18 protein-coding genes are annotated in these 17,288 nt (G+C 64.7%); 6 read left to right on the forward strand and 12 right to left on the reverse strand.

Annotation, left to right across the window (positions count from 1 at the left end):
• Positions 1–24: 24 nt before the first annotated feature.
• A complete protein-coding gene (locus tag ACFJI2_RS14210) occupies positions 25–693 on the reverse strand; it encodes a PEP-CTERM sorting domain-containing protein (RefSeq protein ID WP_377705603.1) in 669 nt (222 codons plus the stop codon).
• Between the two features lie 10 nt (positions 694–703).
• Entirely contained in the window at positions 704–2,440 is a 1,737-nt protein-coding gene (locus tag ACFJI2_RS14215) for a rhamnogalacturonan lyase B N-terminal domain-containing protein (protein WP_377705604.1), read from the reverse strand.
• Between the two features lie 187 nt (positions 2,441–2,627).
• On the opposite strand from ACFJI2_RS14215, the gene ACFJI2_RS14220 reads away from it, so the two are divergent.
• Positions 2,628–3,089 (forward strand): GNAT family N-acetyltransferase, encoded by a 462-nt coding sequence (locus ACFJI2_RS14220; RefSeq protein WP_377705605.1) that lies wholly within the window; start codon positions 2,628–2,630, stop codon positions 3,087–3,089.
• Positions 3,090–3,130: 41 nt separating this feature from the next.
• On the opposite strand, the gene ACFJI2_RS14225 is transcribed toward ACFJI2_RS14220, so the two are convergent.
• On the reverse strand, positions 3,131–3,781 hold the full coding sequence (locus tag ACFJI2_RS14225; protein WP_377705606.1) for a CoA transferase subunit B: 651 nt from the start codon (positions 3,779–3,781) through the stop codon (positions 3,131–3,133).
• Positions 3,782–3,791: 10 nt separating this feature from the next.
• Positions 3,792–4,490 (reverse strand): CoA transferase subunit A, encoded by a 699-nt coding sequence (locus tag ACFJI2_RS14230; RefSeq protein WP_377705607.1) that lies wholly within the window; start codon positions 4,488–4,490, stop codon positions 3,792–3,794.
• Positions 4,491–4,596: 106 nt separating this feature from the next.
• On the opposite strand from ACFJI2_RS14230, the gene ACFJI2_RS14235 reads away from it, so the two are divergent.
• Positions 4,597–5,157, forward strand: coding sequence for a LuxR C-terminal-related transcriptional regulator (locus ACFJI2_RS14235; protein WP_107868548.1), 561 nt, complete (start codon positions 4,597–4,599; stop codon positions 5,155–5,157).
• A 29-nt stretch (positions 5,158–5,186) separates the two neighbouring features.
• On the opposite strand, the gene ACFJI2_RS14240 is transcribed toward ACFJI2_RS14235, so the two are convergent.
• Positions 5,187–5,963, reverse strand: a complete 777-nt coding sequence (locus ACFJI2_RS14240; protein WP_107868546.1) for an SDR family oxidoreductase — start codon at positions 5,961–5,963, stop codon at positions 5,187–5,189.
• A 173-nt stretch (positions 5,964–6,136) separates the two neighbouring features.
• Here ACFJI2_RS14240 and ACFJI2_RS14245 point away from each other — a divergent pair, with 173 nt between their 5' ends.
• From ACFJI2_RS14245 to ACFJI2_RS14255, 3 genes are all read left to right on the forward strand, one after another.
• Positions 6,137–7,813 carry an electron transfer flavoprotein-ubiquinone oxidoreductase gene (locus ACFJI2_RS14245; RefSeq protein ID WP_377705608.1) on the forward strand — a complete coding sequence of 559 codons (1,677 nt, stop codon included), beginning with the start codon at positions 6,137–6,139 and terminating at the stop codon, positions 7,811–7,813.
• A 229-nt stretch (positions 7,814–8,042) separates the two neighbouring features.
• On the forward strand, positions 8,043–8,936 hold the full coding sequence (locus ACFJI2_RS14250) for a flagellin (RefSeq protein ID WP_377705609.1): 894 nt from the start codon (positions 8,043–8,045) through the stop codon (positions 8,934–8,936).
• Between the two features lie 95 nt (positions 8,937–9,031).
• Positions 9,032–9,979 (forward strand): hypothetical protein, encoded by a 948-nt coding sequence (locus tag ACFJI2_RS14255; RefSeq protein WP_377705610.1) that lies wholly within the window; start codon positions 9,032–9,034, stop codon positions 9,977–9,979.
• A gap of 25 nt (positions 9,980–10,004) precedes the next feature.
• On the opposite strand, the gene ACFJI2_RS14260 is transcribed toward ACFJI2_RS14255, so the two are convergent.
• From ACFJI2_RS14260 to ACFJI2_RS14290, 7 genes are read right to left on the reverse strand one after another with little or no spacing between them, the layout of a single operon-like run.
• Positions 10,005–12,092 (reverse strand): flagellar biosynthesis protein FlhA, encoded by a 2,088-nt coding sequence (locus tag ACFJI2_RS14260; RefSeq protein WP_377705611.1) that lies wholly within the window; start codon positions 12,090–12,092, stop codon positions 10,005–10,007.
• Positions 12,092–13,228, reverse strand: coding sequence for a flagellar biosynthesis protein FlhB (locus ACFJI2_RS14265; protein ID WP_377705612.1), 1,137 nt, complete (start codon positions 13,226–13,228; stop codon positions 12,092–12,094). Before ACFJI2_RS14265 ends, ACFJI2_RS14260 begins: the two co-directional genes overlap by 1 nt.
• Positions 13,221–14,000: a flagellar biosynthetic protein FliR gene (locus ACFJI2_RS14270; RefSeq protein WP_107868541.1), complete on the reverse strand. Its 780-nt coding sequence runs from the start codon at positions 13,998–14,000 to the stop codon at positions 13,221–13,223. Before ACFJI2_RS14270 ends, ACFJI2_RS14265 begins: the two co-directional genes overlap by 8 nt.
• Before the next feature lie 12 nt (positions 14,001–14,012).
• Complete coding sequence (locus ACFJI2_RS14275; protein ID WP_107868540.1) at positions 14,013–14,285, reverse strand: flagellar biosynthetic protein FliQ; 273 nt, start codon at positions 14,283–14,285, stop codon at positions 14,013–14,015.
• A 15-nt stretch (positions 14,286–14,300) separates the two neighbouring features.
• Positions 14,301–15,059: a flagellar type III secretion system pore protein FliP gene (gene fliP / locus ACFJI2_RS14280; RefSeq protein ID WP_377705613.1), complete on the reverse strand. Its 759-nt coding sequence runs from the start codon at positions 15,057–15,059 to the stop codon at positions 14,301–14,303.
• A complete protein-coding gene (locus ACFJI2_RS14285; protein ID WP_132131703.1) occupies positions 15,056–15,439 on the reverse strand; it encodes a FliM/FliN family flagellar motor switch protein in 384 nt (127 codons plus the stop codon). Before ACFJI2_RS14285 ends, fliP begins: the two co-directional genes overlap by 4 nt.
• 3 nt (positions 15,440–15,442) lie before the next feature.
• Positions 15,443–16,321: a FliM/FliN family flagellar motor switch protein gene (locus tag ACFJI2_RS14290; RefSeq protein ID WP_377705615.1), complete on the reverse strand. Its 879-nt coding sequence runs from the start codon at positions 16,319–16,321 to the stop codon at positions 15,443–15,445.
• Positions 16,322–16,836: 515 nt separating this feature from the next.
• Between ACFJI2_RS14290 and ACFJI2_RS14295 the strand changes: the two genes are divergently transcribed.
• The gene (locus tag ACFJI2_RS14295) at positions 16,837–17,190 is read left to right on the forward strand and encodes a flagellar hook-basal body complex protein FliE (protein ID WP_377705616.1); all 354 of its coding nucleotides are present in this window, start codon (positions 16,837–16,839) and stop codon (positions 17,188–17,190) included.
• Positions 17,191–17,288 lie beyond the last annotated feature (98 nt).

Genomic DNA, 17,288 nt, shown 5'->3' on the forward strand with positions numbered 1-17,288 from the left:
CCCTAAGTCTTAGTTCCCTAAGCCTTAGTTCCCTCCGGCGGTGCGCTTCCTGCGCACCGCCATCAGTCCCCACAGGCCCACGGCCATCAGCAGTCCCGACGCCGGTTCCGGCACCCCCACCCTCACCTCATCGATCGCGCTGCCGCTGAAGCCGCTCTGCTTGTTCGCCGTGGAGAATGCGTAGTAGCGCACCTCGTCGAAGCCGGCCACATCGGCCAGGCCCAGCACGGCGCCGTGCGGCTGGCTGAAATTACCGGCCCCGGTCTGCACGCTGTCGTTGAAGGTTTTCCAGTAGCCGTTCAGGTTCAGGTAGCTGCTGTCCGCCGCGAACTCCACCTTGTAGAAGTCCAGACCGCTCGCCAGGCGGATGCTGATGTAGGCGTTGTTGCCGGACGAGGCCATGTAATTGCCGCTGAAGGCGGGGCTGAAGTCGGTCGGCGCAGCGTAGCAGTTCACGCCAGCATAGCCGCAGCCGTTGTTGTTGGCCGAGCCGGTGTAGCTGAACAGCAGGCCGTCCTCCACGTAGCCGCTGGCCATGGCGGTGTTCAGTTCGAAATGGGCGGCGTTGGTGACCGTTTGCACGGCCGCGCCGCTGCCCAGCGTGGCGATCACTGCCGCCGGGGCCGCGCCGGACAGCAGCATGGCGGCGCCGGCCCATGCCGACAGCAGCGCGCGTTGCAAGATGTTGTTCATCGCCGCCTCCTCATTGCCTGATCATGTCTACCGCGTCCCAGGCGTAGCCGGGGCTGAGGTAGGTGACGCCGCTGGAGCCGCTGATGGCGGTCAGGGTCAGCACGTTCTGGCCCACCTGCAGTTCAGATGCCGGCACCGTGTAGGTGTACATGGTGTTGTTGCCGCGATAGGTGCCCACGGTCAGCGTGCGCGTCGAAGGCTGCGTGGACGCCGCCGGGTTGGCCGGTATCCAGCCGTTGACCTGGGGTTTGGGCCGGCCGCCGGCAAAGGCCGCCGTGATGCCCAGGCGCAGCTGGTAGTTGGCGATCTGGCTTTGCGTCAGGTTGAACTTGACGGTCAGCGTGCCGTTCACGTCCTTCCACTGGTAGGCCGGGAAGCCGCTGGCGGCGTTCGATGTGCCCACCTGGTACTCGGCCGGCACCCAGGACGCCATGCGCACGTCGGACGGGTGCATGGTGGTGACCTTGTCGCCGTTGATGAACTCGGCCGGCGTGCCGTCCCAGTCGCCGATGCGCCACAGCGGCGCCGCCGCGCTCGGGTCGCCGGCAATGGCGATGGTGTTCAGCGCCACCGTGCCGCCGGCCGTCACCGTCACGCTGCGCGTGTCCACCGCATACTCGTTCTTGTAGACCTTCATGGTGTAGGTACCGGGCAGCATGCCGGGGCTGTCGAAGTGGCCGGTGGCCGCGTCCGCCTTGGCCCAGTATTGCGCCGTGGCGTTGGCGAAGCCGACCGTGTACTCGTAGCCCGCGTCGCGCCCGGTGATGCCGACGCCGGCCACGCGGCCGCGCCCGGCCGGGGCGACATAGCCGGTCAGCCCCAGTTCGCCGAAGAAGGACGTGTCCACGGGCGCGGGCGCGCTGCCGTCGTTGAATACCAGCGTGTAGCTGTTGAGGATATTGGTGCGCAGCGCTTCGGTCTGCGCCTCGCCGTAGTTGACGATATAGGTCAGCTCCTGGTTGGTGGCGGTGGCCTGGTTCAGCAGGCTGCGGTAGAACGGGCCGCCCGAATTGCCCTCGTTGTTGTCGCGCACCACCCACATGCCGGCCGTAGCGCTGGTGGCGCCGATGTACTGCCAGTCTTTCAGGCGCATGTTGGAATAGTGCTTGGAGCGGGTCTGGCCGTTCGGCAGGCCGAACACATCGCCCGACTCCACCGTGGTGGTGGTGCCGCGCAGGTCGGACGGCACCGGCCCGTTGGGCAGCGCTGCGATGGGCACGCGCAGGATGAAGCGCGCCAGGTTCAGCGTGTTCGGCTCGGCCGTGAAGTAGGTGCCCATGTAGATATTGTTGACACCCTTCTTCACGATGTAATAGTGCGTCAGGCTGCCGGCCACCACGGTGACCTTGATATAGTCGCTGCCGACCGCCTCGGCGTTCACGCTCACGGCGGATACGCCGGTGTACAGGAAATCGAAACCGGAGTTGACTTGGCTGCCGCGCGACTGGTCCTGGTACTGCACGCCGTTGTAGACCATGGACGCGATGTCGCCGGCCGACTGCGTGCTGACGCCGTTGTCCAGGCGGCGGATCTTGAATACCAGGCCGGCGCCGGTGTCCACGGTATAAAAATTGGCGTCCGAGCTGAGGCCGAAGCTGCTCGCCTCGGCCAGGGCGGACGTGCCGGTCAGTCCCATGCGCACGGCGGACTTGGCCTGGCTTTGCTCCGCCACGGGATCGCTGCCGCCGCAGCCGGCAGCCAGCAGCAGTACCGCCAGGCCGGCCGCCGGGCTTTTCAACATATTCATGGTGTCTCCGATTGTTAATTTTAGTAGGAGATCCAAGTATCAATTTGCCTTCCTGGCAAGGCAACGGCACAAGCCGCGTATTGCTGAAAGAATCACCGGATTGATCGGGCAGGCGCTCCAAGGCCGCGGCGGCGTGGCTGTCCAGCCACGTTTTGCAGGCGGCGCCCGGATGCGCTAGAGTGCTGCCATGACCATTATTCGCGCCACGCTCGCTGAGCTTCAGCCCACCCTATCCCTGCTGTACGAATATTTCGACGCCATCGGCGTCGTGGTGCGCGACACGCAGCAAGACATCGTCGCCTTCCTGTCCGACCCGCATGCGGCGCTGTGGCTGGCCTATGTGGACGGCGAGCCGGCCGGCTGCGTGGCGCTGCGCGCGCTGCCCTTGGACGACGTGCCCGCCGCCACCGAATGCAAGCGCCTGTATGTCAAGCCGGCGTTCCGCGGACGCGGCATCGCCGGCGCGCTGCTGGCAGCGATGGAGGTGCACGCCGCCGCCAGCGGCGCCGCCTGGATCTACCTCGACAGCAAGGACGACCTGGCCGACGCGCTGCGCCAGTACGCGCGCCGCGGCTACCAGCCCTGCGCCCGCTATAACGACAATCCGCAGGCCACCATCTTCATGCGCAAAGCCTTGGCGCAGCCATAAAAAAAGCACGCCGAAGCGTGCTTTTCAGGGACTGCGCCGGCTTACAGCGCCGAGAAGTCCAGGTCGGCGCCGGTGGCGGCCGCGATCTGCTCCTTGGTGACGCCGGGCGCCAGTTCCGTCACTTTCAGGCCGGAAGGCGTCACTTCCATCACGCCCAGGTCGGTAATCACCAGGTCCACCACGCCCACGCCGGTCAGGGGCAGGTCGCACTTCTTCAGCAGCTTGTGCGAGGTGCTGCCGTCCTTGGCGGTGGCCACGTGCTCCATCAGCACCACCACGCGCTTCACGCCAGCCACCAGGTCCATGGCGCCGCCCATGCCTTTGACCATTTTGCCGGGGATCATCCAGTTGGCCAGGTCGCCATGCTCGGAGACCTGCATCGCGCCCAGGATGGCCAGGTTGATCTTGCCGCCGCGGATCATGCCGAAGGAATCGGCCGAGCTGAAGTAGGCCGAACCGGGCAGCGCCGTCACGGTCTGCTTGCCGGCGTTGATCAGGTCGGCGTCGATCTCGTCTTCCGTCGGGAAGGGGCCGATGCCGAGCAGGCCGTTCTCGGACTGCAGATACACTTCGATATCCGATGGCACGTAGTTGGCCACCATGGTGGGCAAGCCGATGCCCAGGTTTACGTAGAAACCGTCTTGCAGTTCCTTGGCCGCGCGGGCGGCCATTTCATCACGAGTCCATGCCATGTCCGTCTCCTCAGTTGGCGCGCACGGTGCGCTGTTCGATACGTTTTTCCGGCGTCGCGTTCACTACGATGCGATGCACGAAAATCCCCGGCGTGTGCACTTGGTCCGGATCGATCTCGCCCACTTCCACCAGCTGCTCGACTTCAACGACAGTAATCTTGCCTGCGGCCGCCACGTTCGGATTGAAGTTGCGCGCCGTCTTGCGGTACACCAGGTTGCCGGCCTTGTCGGCCTTCCATGCCTTCACCAGCGACACGTCGGCCACCAGCGAACGCTCCATCACGTACTGCTCGCCGTCGAATTCACGGATTTCCTTGCCCTCGGCGACGATGGTGCCCACGCCGGTCTTGGTGAAGAAAGCCGGGATGCCGGCGCCGCCGGCGCGCAGCTTCTCGGCCAGGGTGCCCTGCGGCGTGAATTCCAGCTCCAGTTCGCCGGCCAGGTACTGGCGCGCGAATTCCTTGTTCTCACCCACGTAGGACGCGATCATCTTGCGGATCTGGCGGGTTTCCAGCAGCTGGCCCAGGCCGAAGCCGTCCACGCCGGCGTTGTTCGAGATCGCGGTCAGCTGCTTGGCCCCGCTGTCGCGCAGCGCAGCGATCAGCGCCTCGGGAATGCCGCACAGGCCGAAGCCGCCGACGGCGATGGTTTGCCCATCCTGCACAATGCCGGCCAGGGCGGCGGCGGCATCGGGATACACTTTATTCATACATCTCCCTTATGTTTTGATAAGCTTGCACTGTTGTTCACATGGGGTATCAGCATAGAATACGCCTAGTGAAACCACAATACCGTAGAACTACCGGCCCGCAACGATGAACGCACCGCTCGCAATCGACTACGAAACCATCTTCCTGCATGCGCCGGTGGGAATGTGCATCTCGGAGAACCGCACCATCCAGTCCTGCAACGAAGCGCTGGCCGGCATGTTCGGCTACCCGCGCGAGGCCCTGGTGGGCAAATCGTTCTGCCTGCTCTACCCTTCGCCGGACGAGTTCATCCGCACCGGCGACCGCATCATCCCCATCATGAACGCCAAGGGCCGCTATTCCGACGAGCGCATCATGCGCCGCGCGAACGGCGAGCTGTTCTGGTGCCACGTCACCGGCCACGCGCTCAAGGCGCGCGAACCGCTGGGGCCGGGCATCTGGACCTTCGAGGACGTCAGCGAAAAGCGCCCGGTGACGGCCGAACTGACGCCGCGCGAACGCGAAATCGCCGCGCTGCTGGTGGAGGGCAAGACCAGCAAGGTCATCGCGCGCCAGATCGACCTCAGCCCGCGCACGGTGGAAATGCACCGCGCCCGCCTGATGCGCAAGTTCGAAGCGGCCACCTCGTCCGAGCTGGTGCACAAGCTGGTGGGGGTGCAGCTGTAAAAAAAAACGGCCGAGGCCGCTTTTTTTTTTTACATCGCCGTCATGCCGTCGTCGGCGGAGATCACGGCGCCGTTGATGAAGTGGGAGTCCTCGCCGGCCAGCAGCAACAGCAGCCCGTCCAGGTCTTCCGGCTTGCCGGCGCGGCGGCGCGGCAGCATGTCGATCAGCTTGCGGCCCTGCTCGCTGGCGAAATAGTCCTCGTTGATCTCGGTCGAGATGTAGCCGGGGCAGATGGCGTTGGTGTTGATGCCGTATTTGCCCCACTCCACCGCCATGGCCTTGGTCATCTGCACCACGCCGGCCTTGCTCATGCAGTACACGCCGATCTGCGGCAGCACGCGCAAGCCGGCCACCGAGGCGATGTTGATGATGCGGTGCTGCTTCTTCGGGTCGCCCTTGGCGCGCGCGATCATGCGCTTGGCCGTTTCCTGCGCCACGAAGAAGGCGCCGCGCAGGTTGGTGTCCATCACGAAGGAGTAATCCTCCGGCGTCACGTCCACCAGCCGTTGCGTGGTGGAGACACCGGAATTGTTGACCAGGATGTCGATCTGGCCCGCTTCCGTCTCGGCGTGCGCGATGGCGGACTTGATGCTGGCGTAGTCGGTCACATCCAGCGCCACCACGTGGGCCGCGCCGCCGTCCGCTTCGATCTCGGCGCGCAGCTCCTTGAGGCGCTCTATGCGGCGCGAAGCCAGCACCACCTGCGCGCCAGCCTGCGCCAGTACCTTGGCGAAGCGGGCGCCGAGTCCGCTGGAGGCGCCGGTGACCAGCGCAATCTTCCCTTCAAAATTCACTTCTATACCCACGGCGCTGCTCCTGTATCGGTTATTGGCATGTACGTAATCATTACACAAAATGCCAGTATTAGATTGCGGCGTCTAAGATTGTCCCGCAAAATGGCGCCCATCTTGCTAAACTGGCGAAAAAGAAGCACACTCGTGCTAATTTATTGCCTCATTCTTATAAAAAGTTACAGACCATGACACAAGCAAACTCCCTGCTGGAACAATACGGCCCGCGCGACGCGATGGAATACGACGTCGTCATCGTCGGCGGCGGCCCTGCCGGCCTGTCGGCGGCCATCAAGATCAAGCAGCTGGCTGCGGAAAAAGGCCAGGAAGTGTCGGTCGTCGTGCTGGAAAAAGGCGGCGAGCTGGGCGCCCACATCCTGTCCGGGGCCGTGATGGACCCGAAAGCGCTGACCGAACTGATCCCGAACTGGAAAGAGCTGGGCGCGCCGCTGAACACCGAAGTGACCGAAGACCGCTTCCTCTTCATGACGGAAACCAAGGCCTACCAGGCCCCCAACCTGCTGCTGCCGGCCTGCTTCCAGAACCATGGCAACTACGTCATCTCGCTGGGCAACGTGGTGCGCTGGCTGGGCCAGCAGGCCGAGGCGCTGGGCGTGGAAATCTTCCCCGGCTTCGCCGCCGCCGAAGTGCTGTACAACGAGGACGGCTCGGTCAAGGGCATCGCCACCGGCAATATGGGCGTCAAGCGCGACGGCGAAGCCGGTCCCGACTTCCAGCTGGGCATGGAACTGCACGGCAAATACACGCTGTTCGCCGAAGGCGCGCGCGGCCACCTGGGCAAGCAGCTGATGGCCCGGTTCGACCTGAACAAGGGCAAGGACCCGCAATCCTACGGCATCGGCATCAAGGAACTGTGGGAAATCGACCCGTCCAAGCACAAGCCTGGCCTGGTGATCCATACGGCGGGCTGGCCTCTGGATGCCAAGACCTATGGCGGCTCTTTCCTGTACCACCTGGAAAACAACCAGGTCATGGTCGGCTATGTGGTGGGCCTGAACTACGAAAACCCCTACCTGTCGCCGTACGAGGAATTCCAGCGTTACAAGACCCATCCGGCCATCCGCACCTTCTTCGAAGGCGGCAAGCGCATTTCCTACGGCGCGCGCGCCATTACCGCCGGCGGCCTGCAATCGCTGCCGAAGCTGGTGTTCCCGGGCGGCGCGCTGATCGGCTGCGACGCCGGCTTCCTGAACATGAGCCGCATCAAGGGTTCGCACGCGGCCATCAAGACCGGCATGCAGGCGGCGCAAGCGGCCTTCGACGCCCTGGCCGCCGGCCGCCAGCACGATGAACTGGCCGCCTACCCCACCGCTTTCGAGCAGTCCTGGCTGCACGAGGAACTCCACGTGGCGCGCAACGTCAAGCCTTGGCTGAGCAAGGGCTTGTACCTGGGCGCCGTGATGACCGGCATCGACCAGCTGCTCCTGCGCGGCAAGGCGCCATGGACGCTGCACCACAGCCACGGCGACCACGAGTGCCTGAAGCCGGCCGCGGAGTTCCAGCCCATCGTCTATCCCAAGCCGGACGGCAAGCTGACGTTCGACCGCCTGTCGTCGGTGTTCATCTCCAACACCAACCACGCCGAAGACCAGCCCATCCACCTGACCCTGAAGAACCCCAGCGTGCCGGTGGAGGTGAACCTGGCCAAGTACGCCGGCCCGGAAGCGCGCTACTGCCCGGCCGGGGTGTATGAATTCGTCAAGACCGACGAAGGCCAGGACCGCCTGCAGATCAACGCCCAGAACTGCGTGCACTGCAAGACCTGCGATATCAAGGACCCGACCCAGAACATCGTCTGGGTCACGCCGGAAGGCGGCGGCGGCCCGAACTACCCCAACATGTAAGTCCGCCAACTGGCAATAAAACAACAGCGCAGCGCCCCCGGGCCTGCGCTGTTGTGCTTTATGGAACATAATCCGGGATCGCTGCCGGGTCGATTTTCAGGCTGAGAAATTATTTTCACGAAATTTCTCTAAAGCATTTAATGCCCGCTTCCAAACGGTCGTCTTGTACTTGGGAGAGCGCAGAAAAGTACCGCTGCTCTGAATCGAACCCACCTACCAGGAGTTATTCATGCTGAGTCTTCACACCAACGCTGCGGCCCTGTCCGCTCAAAACTCGATCACCCGGACCCAGAACAGCCTGTCCACGTCGATGACTCGCCTGAGCACCGGCTACCGCATCAACTCGGCAATGGACGACGCTGCCGGCCTGCAGATCGCAACCCGCCTGAAAGCACAGACCAGCGGCATGGCCGTGGCTATGCGCAACACCCAGAATTCGATCTCCATGATGCAGACCGCCGAAGGCGCGCTGGACGAAACCAGCAACATCCTGGTCCGCATGAAAGACCTGGCCACCCAGTCGGCCGACGGCTCCTCGACCGACGATGACCGTACCGCAATGCAGTCGGAATACGACGCACTGACCATGGAACTGAGCAACATCCTGTCGAACACCTCGTTCGGCGGCACCACCCTGCTGAGCACCAAGGCTGACTCCAAGTTCAACGCCAAAGTGACCTTCCAGATCGGTTCGTCCAAAGGCGAAACCATGGACGTCGACCTGACCGCCTCCGGCGACAGCTCGCTGACCGACATGCACGCTGACATCGTTGCAGCAGCAACCAACTACAAATCGGACGGCACCGCTACCGCCACCGCCGGTTCCGAAATCGCCACCTCGACCTCGGCCAACTCGACCATCGACACGCTGAAAACCGCGATCGACTCCGTCGCCAAGACCCGCTCGGCTCTGGGTGCTGCTTCGAACCGTCTGGACCACGTGTACAACAACCTGTCGAACGTGTCGACCAACACCAAGAACGCAACCGGCCGCATCATGGACGTGGACTTCGCTTCCGAATCCGCTTCGATGACCGCTAGCCAGATGCTGCTGCAAGCCGGCACCGCAATGCTGAAGCAGAGCAACAGCCAGTCGTCGCTGGTTCTGTCCCTGCTGCAATAATAGCCAGGGCATCCCGGGCGCCCGCGCGCCCGAGGGTACAAGAGCCAACCGGACGCCGGTTGGCTTTTTTCGTTTAAGGGCGGTATGCTACTTCCATGGCAATAGACAGACTCACCCCGATCAGCTCCTCGCTCAACATCCCGGACCGGATGGTGCGCGAGCAGCCCGGCCAGCCCCAGCCCATTCCGCCCGTGGTCCAGGTGCCCGGCGAGGAAGCCAGCTTCTCGCTGCCGCCCGGCCTGCCGCAGGCGCTGAACGGCGTGGCCGATGCGCAGGAAGCGCTGCTGGCCCAGCAGGGCCTGAAGTCGCTGGCCGGCGCCGCGCAGGCGCAAATTGCCAGCCTGGCCGACCCCGCCGCGCTGCGCCCCGATCAGTTGCAGATGTCGCGCCAGCTGGTCTGGCAGCAGCCGGACGCCAACACCATGGCCATGTCGTGGGCGGTGATGGTGCGCACCTACGGCGAGCAGCGCGCCGCGCTGATGGAGCAGGCGCACGGCCGCCACCTGCCGTCCGGCCTGTTCATGACCGAGCACGGCCAGACCGCCATGCGCGAAGGCCGCGTGACGCCGCAGATGCTGAGCGAAATGGAATCGTGGCGCTTTGCCGTCTATGCCTGGGGCGCGGAAAAGCTGGTGCTGCGCGTGGTCTCGCGCGATCCCGGCCAGCAGGACGAGCCGCGCCGCCGCCGCGCGCGCGTGGCGATCCGCCTGGAACTGCACATCGACGGCTTGGGCAAGGTGCTGGTGCAGATGGAGCCGGCCGGCGACGGCGTGGTGCTGGAGATCGGCGCCAACCAGAACGCCACCATGCAGTTCATGCGCGAGATGCTGCCGGAGCTGGCCGCCATCGTCAGCCGCAACGGCCTGTCGCTGGTGCGCTGCCACCTGATGCGCGAGCTGGCGCCGGTGCGCGAGGAATACAATAATCCGACCCGGGTGCAGACCGCCATGCTGACCCAGGCCATCTTCAAGGCCATGGCCGAGACCGCCGTGCTGCTGTCGCAGCCGCAGCAGCCCAAGGACCTGTTCTCGGCGTCGGCCTAGGCAGGACCACGCCCCGGCCGGGGCCTTAGCCCACCGTGCCGATAATGCTCACTTCGCGGTTTTCCGGCACTTCATTGTAGGACAGCACATGCAGGCCCGGCGCGAACAGGCGCGCGTAACGCGCCAGCAGCGGCCGGATCTGCGGCAGCACCAGCAGCAGCGGCGGCGTGGCCTGCTGCTTCATCTGCTCGCGCGCCACCGGCATGTTCACCTGCAGCTGCGCCAGCAGGTGCGGATCGATCGGATAGTTGTCCAGCACCACCTTGCCGCCCTGGCGCGCCTGGTTCAGCGAACCGAGCAGCATATTTTCCAGCTCGCCGCCCAGGTTAAAGGCCAGCATCTCCGACTTTTGCCCGAACAGGCCGGTGACGATCTGGCGCCGCAGCGCGCAGCGCACCTCGGCCGCCAGCAGGATGGGGTCCTTGGTGGTTTCCGAGCTGTCCAGCAAGGTGGTGGCGATCGGCACGATATCCTTCAGCGACACGTTCTCGGCCAGCAGCACGCGGAACACGCGCAGCAGCTGGGTGTGCGTGAGCGCCTTGTCCAGCGAGGCCGCCAGCTTGGGCGACAGCGCGCCCAGGCGCTCCAGGATAGCCGGCACGTCCTCGTGCCGGAACAGCTCGGGCAGGTATTCGCGGATCAGCTTGGACACGTGGGTGGCGATGGCGCTTGGTGCCTCCACCACCTGGTAGCCCAGGCCCAGCGCGTTGGCCTTTTCGCTGCTGTCGATCCAGATCACCGGCATGCCGTAGGCCGGCTCCACGCCGGGAATGCCGTCCAGCTTGCCGTACACGGTGGGCGACGGAATCGCCATCAGGCGGTCGGCAAACACTTCGGCCTGCGCCACCACGCTGCCGCTGAGCACCACCGCGTACTGCGAAGGCTTCAAGCCCAGGTCGTCGCGCACGGCGATCGGCGGCAGCACCATGCCCATGGATTCGGACAGGCTCTGGCGCACGCCGCGCACGCGCTTGGTCAGCGGCTCGCCGTGCGCCTTGTCGATCAGGCTCACCAGCTTGTAGCCCAGGGTCAGCTGTAGCGGCTGCACGGCCGGCAGGCTCTGCCACTCCAGCTCGGGCGCCTTTTCCTCGCGCAGCGCGGCCTCGATGGCCTTGATGGCGCTGGTGTCCGGCGCCTTGACCTTGGTGCTCAGGCGCCAGGCCACATAGCCCAGCACGGCGGCGAAGGTCAGGAACATCAGCCACGGCATGCCCGGCACCACGGCCAGGATGGCCATCAGGCCGGCCGCGCCGCCGATCACGCTTGGCGACGTCAGCAGCTGGTGCTTGACCGTGTCCTCGAAGTCGCCCGAGTCGCTGATGCGCGTCACCAGGATGGCCGAGGCGGCCGACAGCAGCAGCGCCGGGATCTGCGCCACCAGGCCGTCGCCGATGGTCAGCAGCGCGTACTGGCGGAAGGCGTCGCCGAAGCTCATGTTCTGCATCAGCGAACCGATGGCCACGCCGCCCACCATGTTGATGATCAGGATCAGGATGGAGGCCACGGCGTCGCCGCGCACGAACTTGGAGGCGCCGTCCATGGCGCCGTAGAAGTCGGCCTCCATGGCCACGTCGCGGCGGCGCGCCTGCGCCTGTTCCTGGTTGATCAGGCCGGCGTTCAGGTCGGCGTCGATGGCCATCTGCTTGCCCGGCAAGGCGTCCAGCGTGAAGCGCGCCGACACCTCGGAAATACGTTCGGCGCCCTTGGTCACCACGATGAAGTTGATGATCATCAGGATCACGAACACCACCAGGCCGACCACGAAGTTGCCGCCGATGACCACGTTGCCGAAGGCCTCGATCACGCGGCCGGCCGCGCCCGTGCCCTCGTGGCCCTTGAGCAGCACCACGCGGGTCGAGGCCACGTTCAGGGTCAGCCGCATCAGGGTGGTGGCCAGGATCACCGTCGGGAACACCGAGAAGTCCAGCGGCCGCTTGGCCGACACGCTGACCAGGATCACGATCAGGGCCAGCACGATGTTGAACGTGAACAGCACGTCCAGCAGGATGGGCGGCAGCGGCAGGATGATCATCCCGAGGATGGCCATCACGAACAGCGGCGTGGCGAACTTGTGGCGGCGCAGTTCTGCGACGATACGGTTCAGGAGATTCATCAGGGTCTTACCTCACTCATGGAAGATGGCACGTCTACGTCGGTCGGCAAACCGGGCTCGGCCGTGCGGCGGCCGGCGCGGAACGCCTTAATCTGCAGCACATAATTCAGCACCTGCGAGACGGCCTGGTACAGCTGCACCGGGATCTGCTGGTTGACCTGGCTGGTATTGTAAATGGCCCGCGCCAGCGGCGGCAGGGGCAACACTTCGATTTGGTGTTCCTGCGCAATCTGGCGGATGAACAGCGCCATCTCGTCCACGCCCTTGGCCAGCACATAGGGCGCCTCGGCGCGCTGCTCGTCGTACTTGAGCGCCACCGCGTAGTGCTCCGGGTTGACGATCACCACGTCCGCGTTCGGCACGGTCTTGCGCGCGGCACGCTGGGCCAGCGCGCGCTGCAGCTGGCGCACGCGCTGGCGCACTTCGGGCCGGCCTTCGCTGCTCTTGTATTCTTCCTTCAGGTCCTGCTTGCTCATGCGCTGGTTCTTGGCGTAGAAGAAGGCCTGCGCCGGCACGTCGACAATGGCGAACAGCACGAACACCGAGATCAGCGCCATCAGCCCGTCCAGCATCAGCGCCGAGCCGTTCAGCAGCGCCTCGTTGAGCGGCATGCCCTGCAGCCGCGTGTAGTCCTGCACGCTGGAGCTGCCGACGTGCACCAGCACCCAAATCAGCACGCCGGACTTGGCCAGCGACAGGCCGAACTCGAAGGCGTGCTTGCCGGAGAACAGCCGGCCGAGGTTGGTGACCGGGCTGAAGCGTTCCAGCTTGGGTTCCCAGTGCTTGCTGGAGAACACCCAGCCGCCCGGGATCAGCCCGCCCAGCACGATGGCCAGCGGCACCACGAACAGCGGCAGCAGCATCTTGATCAGCAGCCACATCGAGGTCATGAAGATGGACGACATGGTGTTGTCCAGCGCGCCCTGGCTGTCGTACTGGGCGAAGCTCTGGTGGAACAGCTCGCGGAAATCCATCAGGTAGGACGGCAGCAGCCAGATGAACAGCTTGAGCGTGACCAGGATGCCGAGCGCGGTGGCCAGGTCGCGCGAACGCACCACCTGGCCTTCCTCGCGGGCCTTCTTCAGCTTCTGGTGTGAAGCCTTTTCTGACTTGTCGCCGGTGCTGCTCTCAGCCATGGGCCACCTGCATCTGCTGCCGTATCATTTCCAGCACCCGCCCCGTCATGCGGATGTAGTGTTCGGGGATGAAGCGCACCACCTGGCCCAGCATCAGCAGGCCGAAGATGGTGATCACGGAAAAGCCCAGCGCGAACAGGTTCAGGGTCGGCGCCACGCGGTTCAGGAAGCCGAAGCCGATCTGCACCACCATGGTGGCGAACACGATGGGCACGGCCAGCAGCATGGCGGCGGCGAAGATCCAGGCCACGTTCCAGGCCACCGTCTGCAGCAGCAGCGGATGGTAGCCGCCGCCCAGCGGCCAGGCCTGGAAGCTGCCGCCGATCACGCCGGCGATCACCAGGTGGCCGTCGATGGCGAAAAACACGATGATGACCAGCATCGACAGCAAGGCCGACACCACGTCCGACGACTGGCCGTTGACCGGGTCGTTCATCACCGCCATGGAAAAGCCGATCTGGCTCGACACCAGGTAGCCCAGCACCATCATCACCGACACGCTGAAATGGAAGGCCAGCCCCAGCACGCCGCCGATCACGGCCTGTTCCAGCGTGGCGGCCACGCCCTGGATGGAAATCGGGTCGATGGCCAGCGCGTTTTCCGTCAACGGCAGCATCAGGATGGACAGCACCAGCGCGGTCAGGATGCGCACCGTCACCGGCACCATGGCCTCGCCCAGCACGGGTGCGGCGCTCAGCATGGCCAGCACGCGCACGAAGGGCCACCACCATGCGTTCAGCAGCGGCAGCAACTGGGCCAGTACGGATTCCATGGCCGCGCCGCCCTACCCTACCAGTGTCGCGGCGCGGGTGAAGATGGACACGCAATAGTCCATCAGGTAGCCGGCCATCCAGCGCCCGGCCAGGATCAGCGCCAGCAGGGTGACCAGCAGGCGCGGCAAGAAGCTCAGCGTCTGTTCATTGATCTGCGTGGCGGCCTGCACCAGCGCCACCAGCAGGCCCATGATCAGGCCCGGCACCACCAGCACCAGCACCAGCAGCATCACGATGTGCAGCGATTCGACGATCAGGTCGACCGCGATGTCGGGCGTCAGCATAGCTCTACCCCGCCCCTAATAGGCCTGGATGCTCGTGACGAGCGTGTTGACGGTCAGGGTCCAGCCATCCACCAGCACGAACAGCAGCAGCTTGAACGGCAGCGAGATGACCAGCGGCGACAGCATCATCATGCCCATGGCCATCAGCACCGACGACACCACCAGGTCGATGATGAGGAAGGGGATGAACAGCAGGCAGCCGATCTGGAACGCGGTCTTCAGCTCGGACAGCACGAAGGCGGCCAGCTTGACGGTAAACGCGTGGTCGGCCGGCTTGGCCACGTTGTCCTCGCCGGCCAGGTGGGCGATCTGCTTGAGCGCGGCCTTGCTGGTCTGGGCCAGCATGAAGCGCGAGATGGGGCGCTCGGCGATCTGCAGCGCTTCCTGCAGGCCGATCTTGTCCTGGTCGTAGGGCACGAAGGCGTCCTTCCACACCTGGTCGCCGATCGGGCGCATCACCAGCAGGGTCAAAATCAGCGCCACCCCGGTGACCACGCGGTTGGGCAAGCCCTGCTGCAGGCCCAGCGCCTGGCGCAGCAGCGACAGCACGATGACGAAGCGGGTAAAACTGGTCATCATCATGACCATGATGGGCAGCAAGCCCAGCAAGGTCATGATGATCAGGATCTGCGTCTTGACCGTCAGTTCGGTCTTGGCGCCGGGCACGACATTGGCCAGCAAGTCGACCGCGTGGGCCGGCGCGCTTGCCAGCAGGGCCAGGGCCAGGGCTGCCGCGCCTGCGGCCGCCAGCGTCCTGCGGACAGCCAGGGTCATGGCGTCATCATGTCGAGATTCAGGCCGTCCAGGTCGATTACCTTCAAACCGTAGTTTTCGCCCGCCACCACCACTTCGGCGCGGCCGATGGCGGTGCCGTTGACCTTGATCACCAGCGGCTCGCCGGCCAGCACGTCCAGCTCCACCACGCTGTCCGGGCCGATGGCCATCAGGTCCTGCAGCGAGATGCGGGCCGAGCCCACTTCCAGCGTCAGGGTCACGGGTATCTTGCGCATCATCTGCGGCAGCTCGCGGCGGTCGCGGCCGCTGCGCGCGGGCGCCACGTCGGCCAGGTCGTTGCTGACCTGGTCGATGATCATTTCTTCCGACAGGTCTTCCAGCAGCGCGTCGCTGGTGCTGTTTGCGTTGATGTTCATCATGGGTTATTCGACATCTTCAAAGGAGGTTAAACAGAGCTTGCCCTTGTGCTCGCTTACGGCGGCCGTGAACAGGCGCGAATCGTCGAGCAGGACTTCGGCCCGGTGCATGCTGATGGGGATCACGTCGCCGACGCGCAAGTCGAACAGGCTGCCCAGTTCCATTTCCTTGCTGACCAGGCGGCCCTGCAGGCCGACCTGCAGGCGCGCGCCCAGCGGCGCCTGATGACGGGCGGCGCGGCGCGCGGCGTCGCGCTCCGGCTGCAGGCCGCGCAGCACGCTGGCCATCAGATTCTTGTCGAGCGCGAACAGGAAGCGGCCGCTGAGGGGCTGGCCGCCTTCGCTGTCGGGGTCGCTGACCGTGACGCCGATGGCCCAGCCGCCCTTGGCCGGCAAGCCGCCGCCGACCGGCTTGAAGCCCTCGTCGGCGCCGTCCGGGCTGGCCGAGGCGGCCGACGCCGGCAGGTTCGACTCGATGCGCGCGGCCAGCGTGCCGGCCAGCTGCTGGCCCAGCAGCACGGCCAGGCGCTCCTCGGTGGCGGTCACCTTGACGGCGGCATCGTCGGCCGCGGCGTTGCTCTTGGCGCGGCCGTAGCGGTAGTTCAGCACCGCCAGCAGCACCTTGCGCTCGAGCGAAAAGGCGATCTGCCCGGCGGGCGCGGAGAAGTTGGTCCAGCGCAGCGCGGTTTCCTCGCCGTCGAGGCGGAAAAAGGCCACGCTGTCGACCTGGAAGGTGCCCCAATAGCGGCGGTTTACGTTCAGGCGCATGGCCTGGCCCAGGTCTTCCTTCAATTGGGCGGCAAAAGCAGGCAGCCTGTGCACCGGCCTGCCCAGCAGGCAGGGGTCCAGAACTTGATGTTGCGCAGTCTGTTTTATGATGGTCATTTCAGTGGTCTGGTCGGTACGCGGTCGGCGCGCGGGCGGCAGGCTGATTGTTGCACAACCGCATGCCATATCCTAGCTTAAAAAGCGCCTGTTTAGCTAGGACGATCTGGCCGACGCTGCGGACCGAAGCTTACAGCAATTCCCTTCCTATTGCCATGCATCAATAAAACGTTTTCACCCTATGGGGCTTTACAGGAAAGTTGCTAACGGGTAAGCTTATTAGTAGCATGACGGTGTTGCAGCGGCGACGCAACAAAAACAGCAAAAGTGGTGCTTAGTGCATGATTAAAAAGGAAATTCTGTCGTTTTCCCGCCCCACTTCCGAAACCGGACACGGCTTTTTTGTTGTTTCATTGCACGCCGACACGCCGAACTAATTTCCAGCATGTATCATTCTTCTGAGTCCGCTTTGAGACGCGTCGCAGCCGGCGAGTTCGCCGGGCACTGTCCGAATATGGCCGACATGGGGCTATGGTAGCCATGTGTGAGCAACGTTGCAATTAAGTGGAGGTAGCATGGCCAATGAGTTTGCCAGCCTGATTCAGGCGGATCTGGCGTCCCTGACCAACGCCGCGGCCGACCTGTCGGTCAACGCGATCGCCCCGGCCGCGCAGTTCGGCGCGGTGGCCGGCCACGCCGGCAATCCGACGTTTTCGTTTGCCCAGTCGATGCGCGACGCGGTCACCCGCGTCAACAACGACGACGCGCAAGCGGCCCAGAAAATGGCCGACGTGGACGCCGGCCGCAGCGACGACCTGGTGGGCGCCATGCTGTCCAGCCAGGAAGCCAGCCTGTCGTTCTCGATGCTGATGCAAGTGCGCAACAAGGTCATGGGCGCGGTTGACGAGCTCATCAAATTGCCGCTGTGATCGCTGCAGCATTCAACACCGCTATTCCATCGCTGCCATCGCTGACATGCAGCGTACCCACGCCGGCCTGCGCCGGCGACAGTCTCCCGTTCCGGCTT

The sequence above is a fragment of the Pseudoduganella sp. UC29_71 genome (genome assembly GCF_042693265.1).
Classification (GTDB): domain Bacteria; phylum Pseudomonadota; class Gammaproteobacteria; order Burkholderiales; family Burkholderiaceae_D; genus Rugamonas.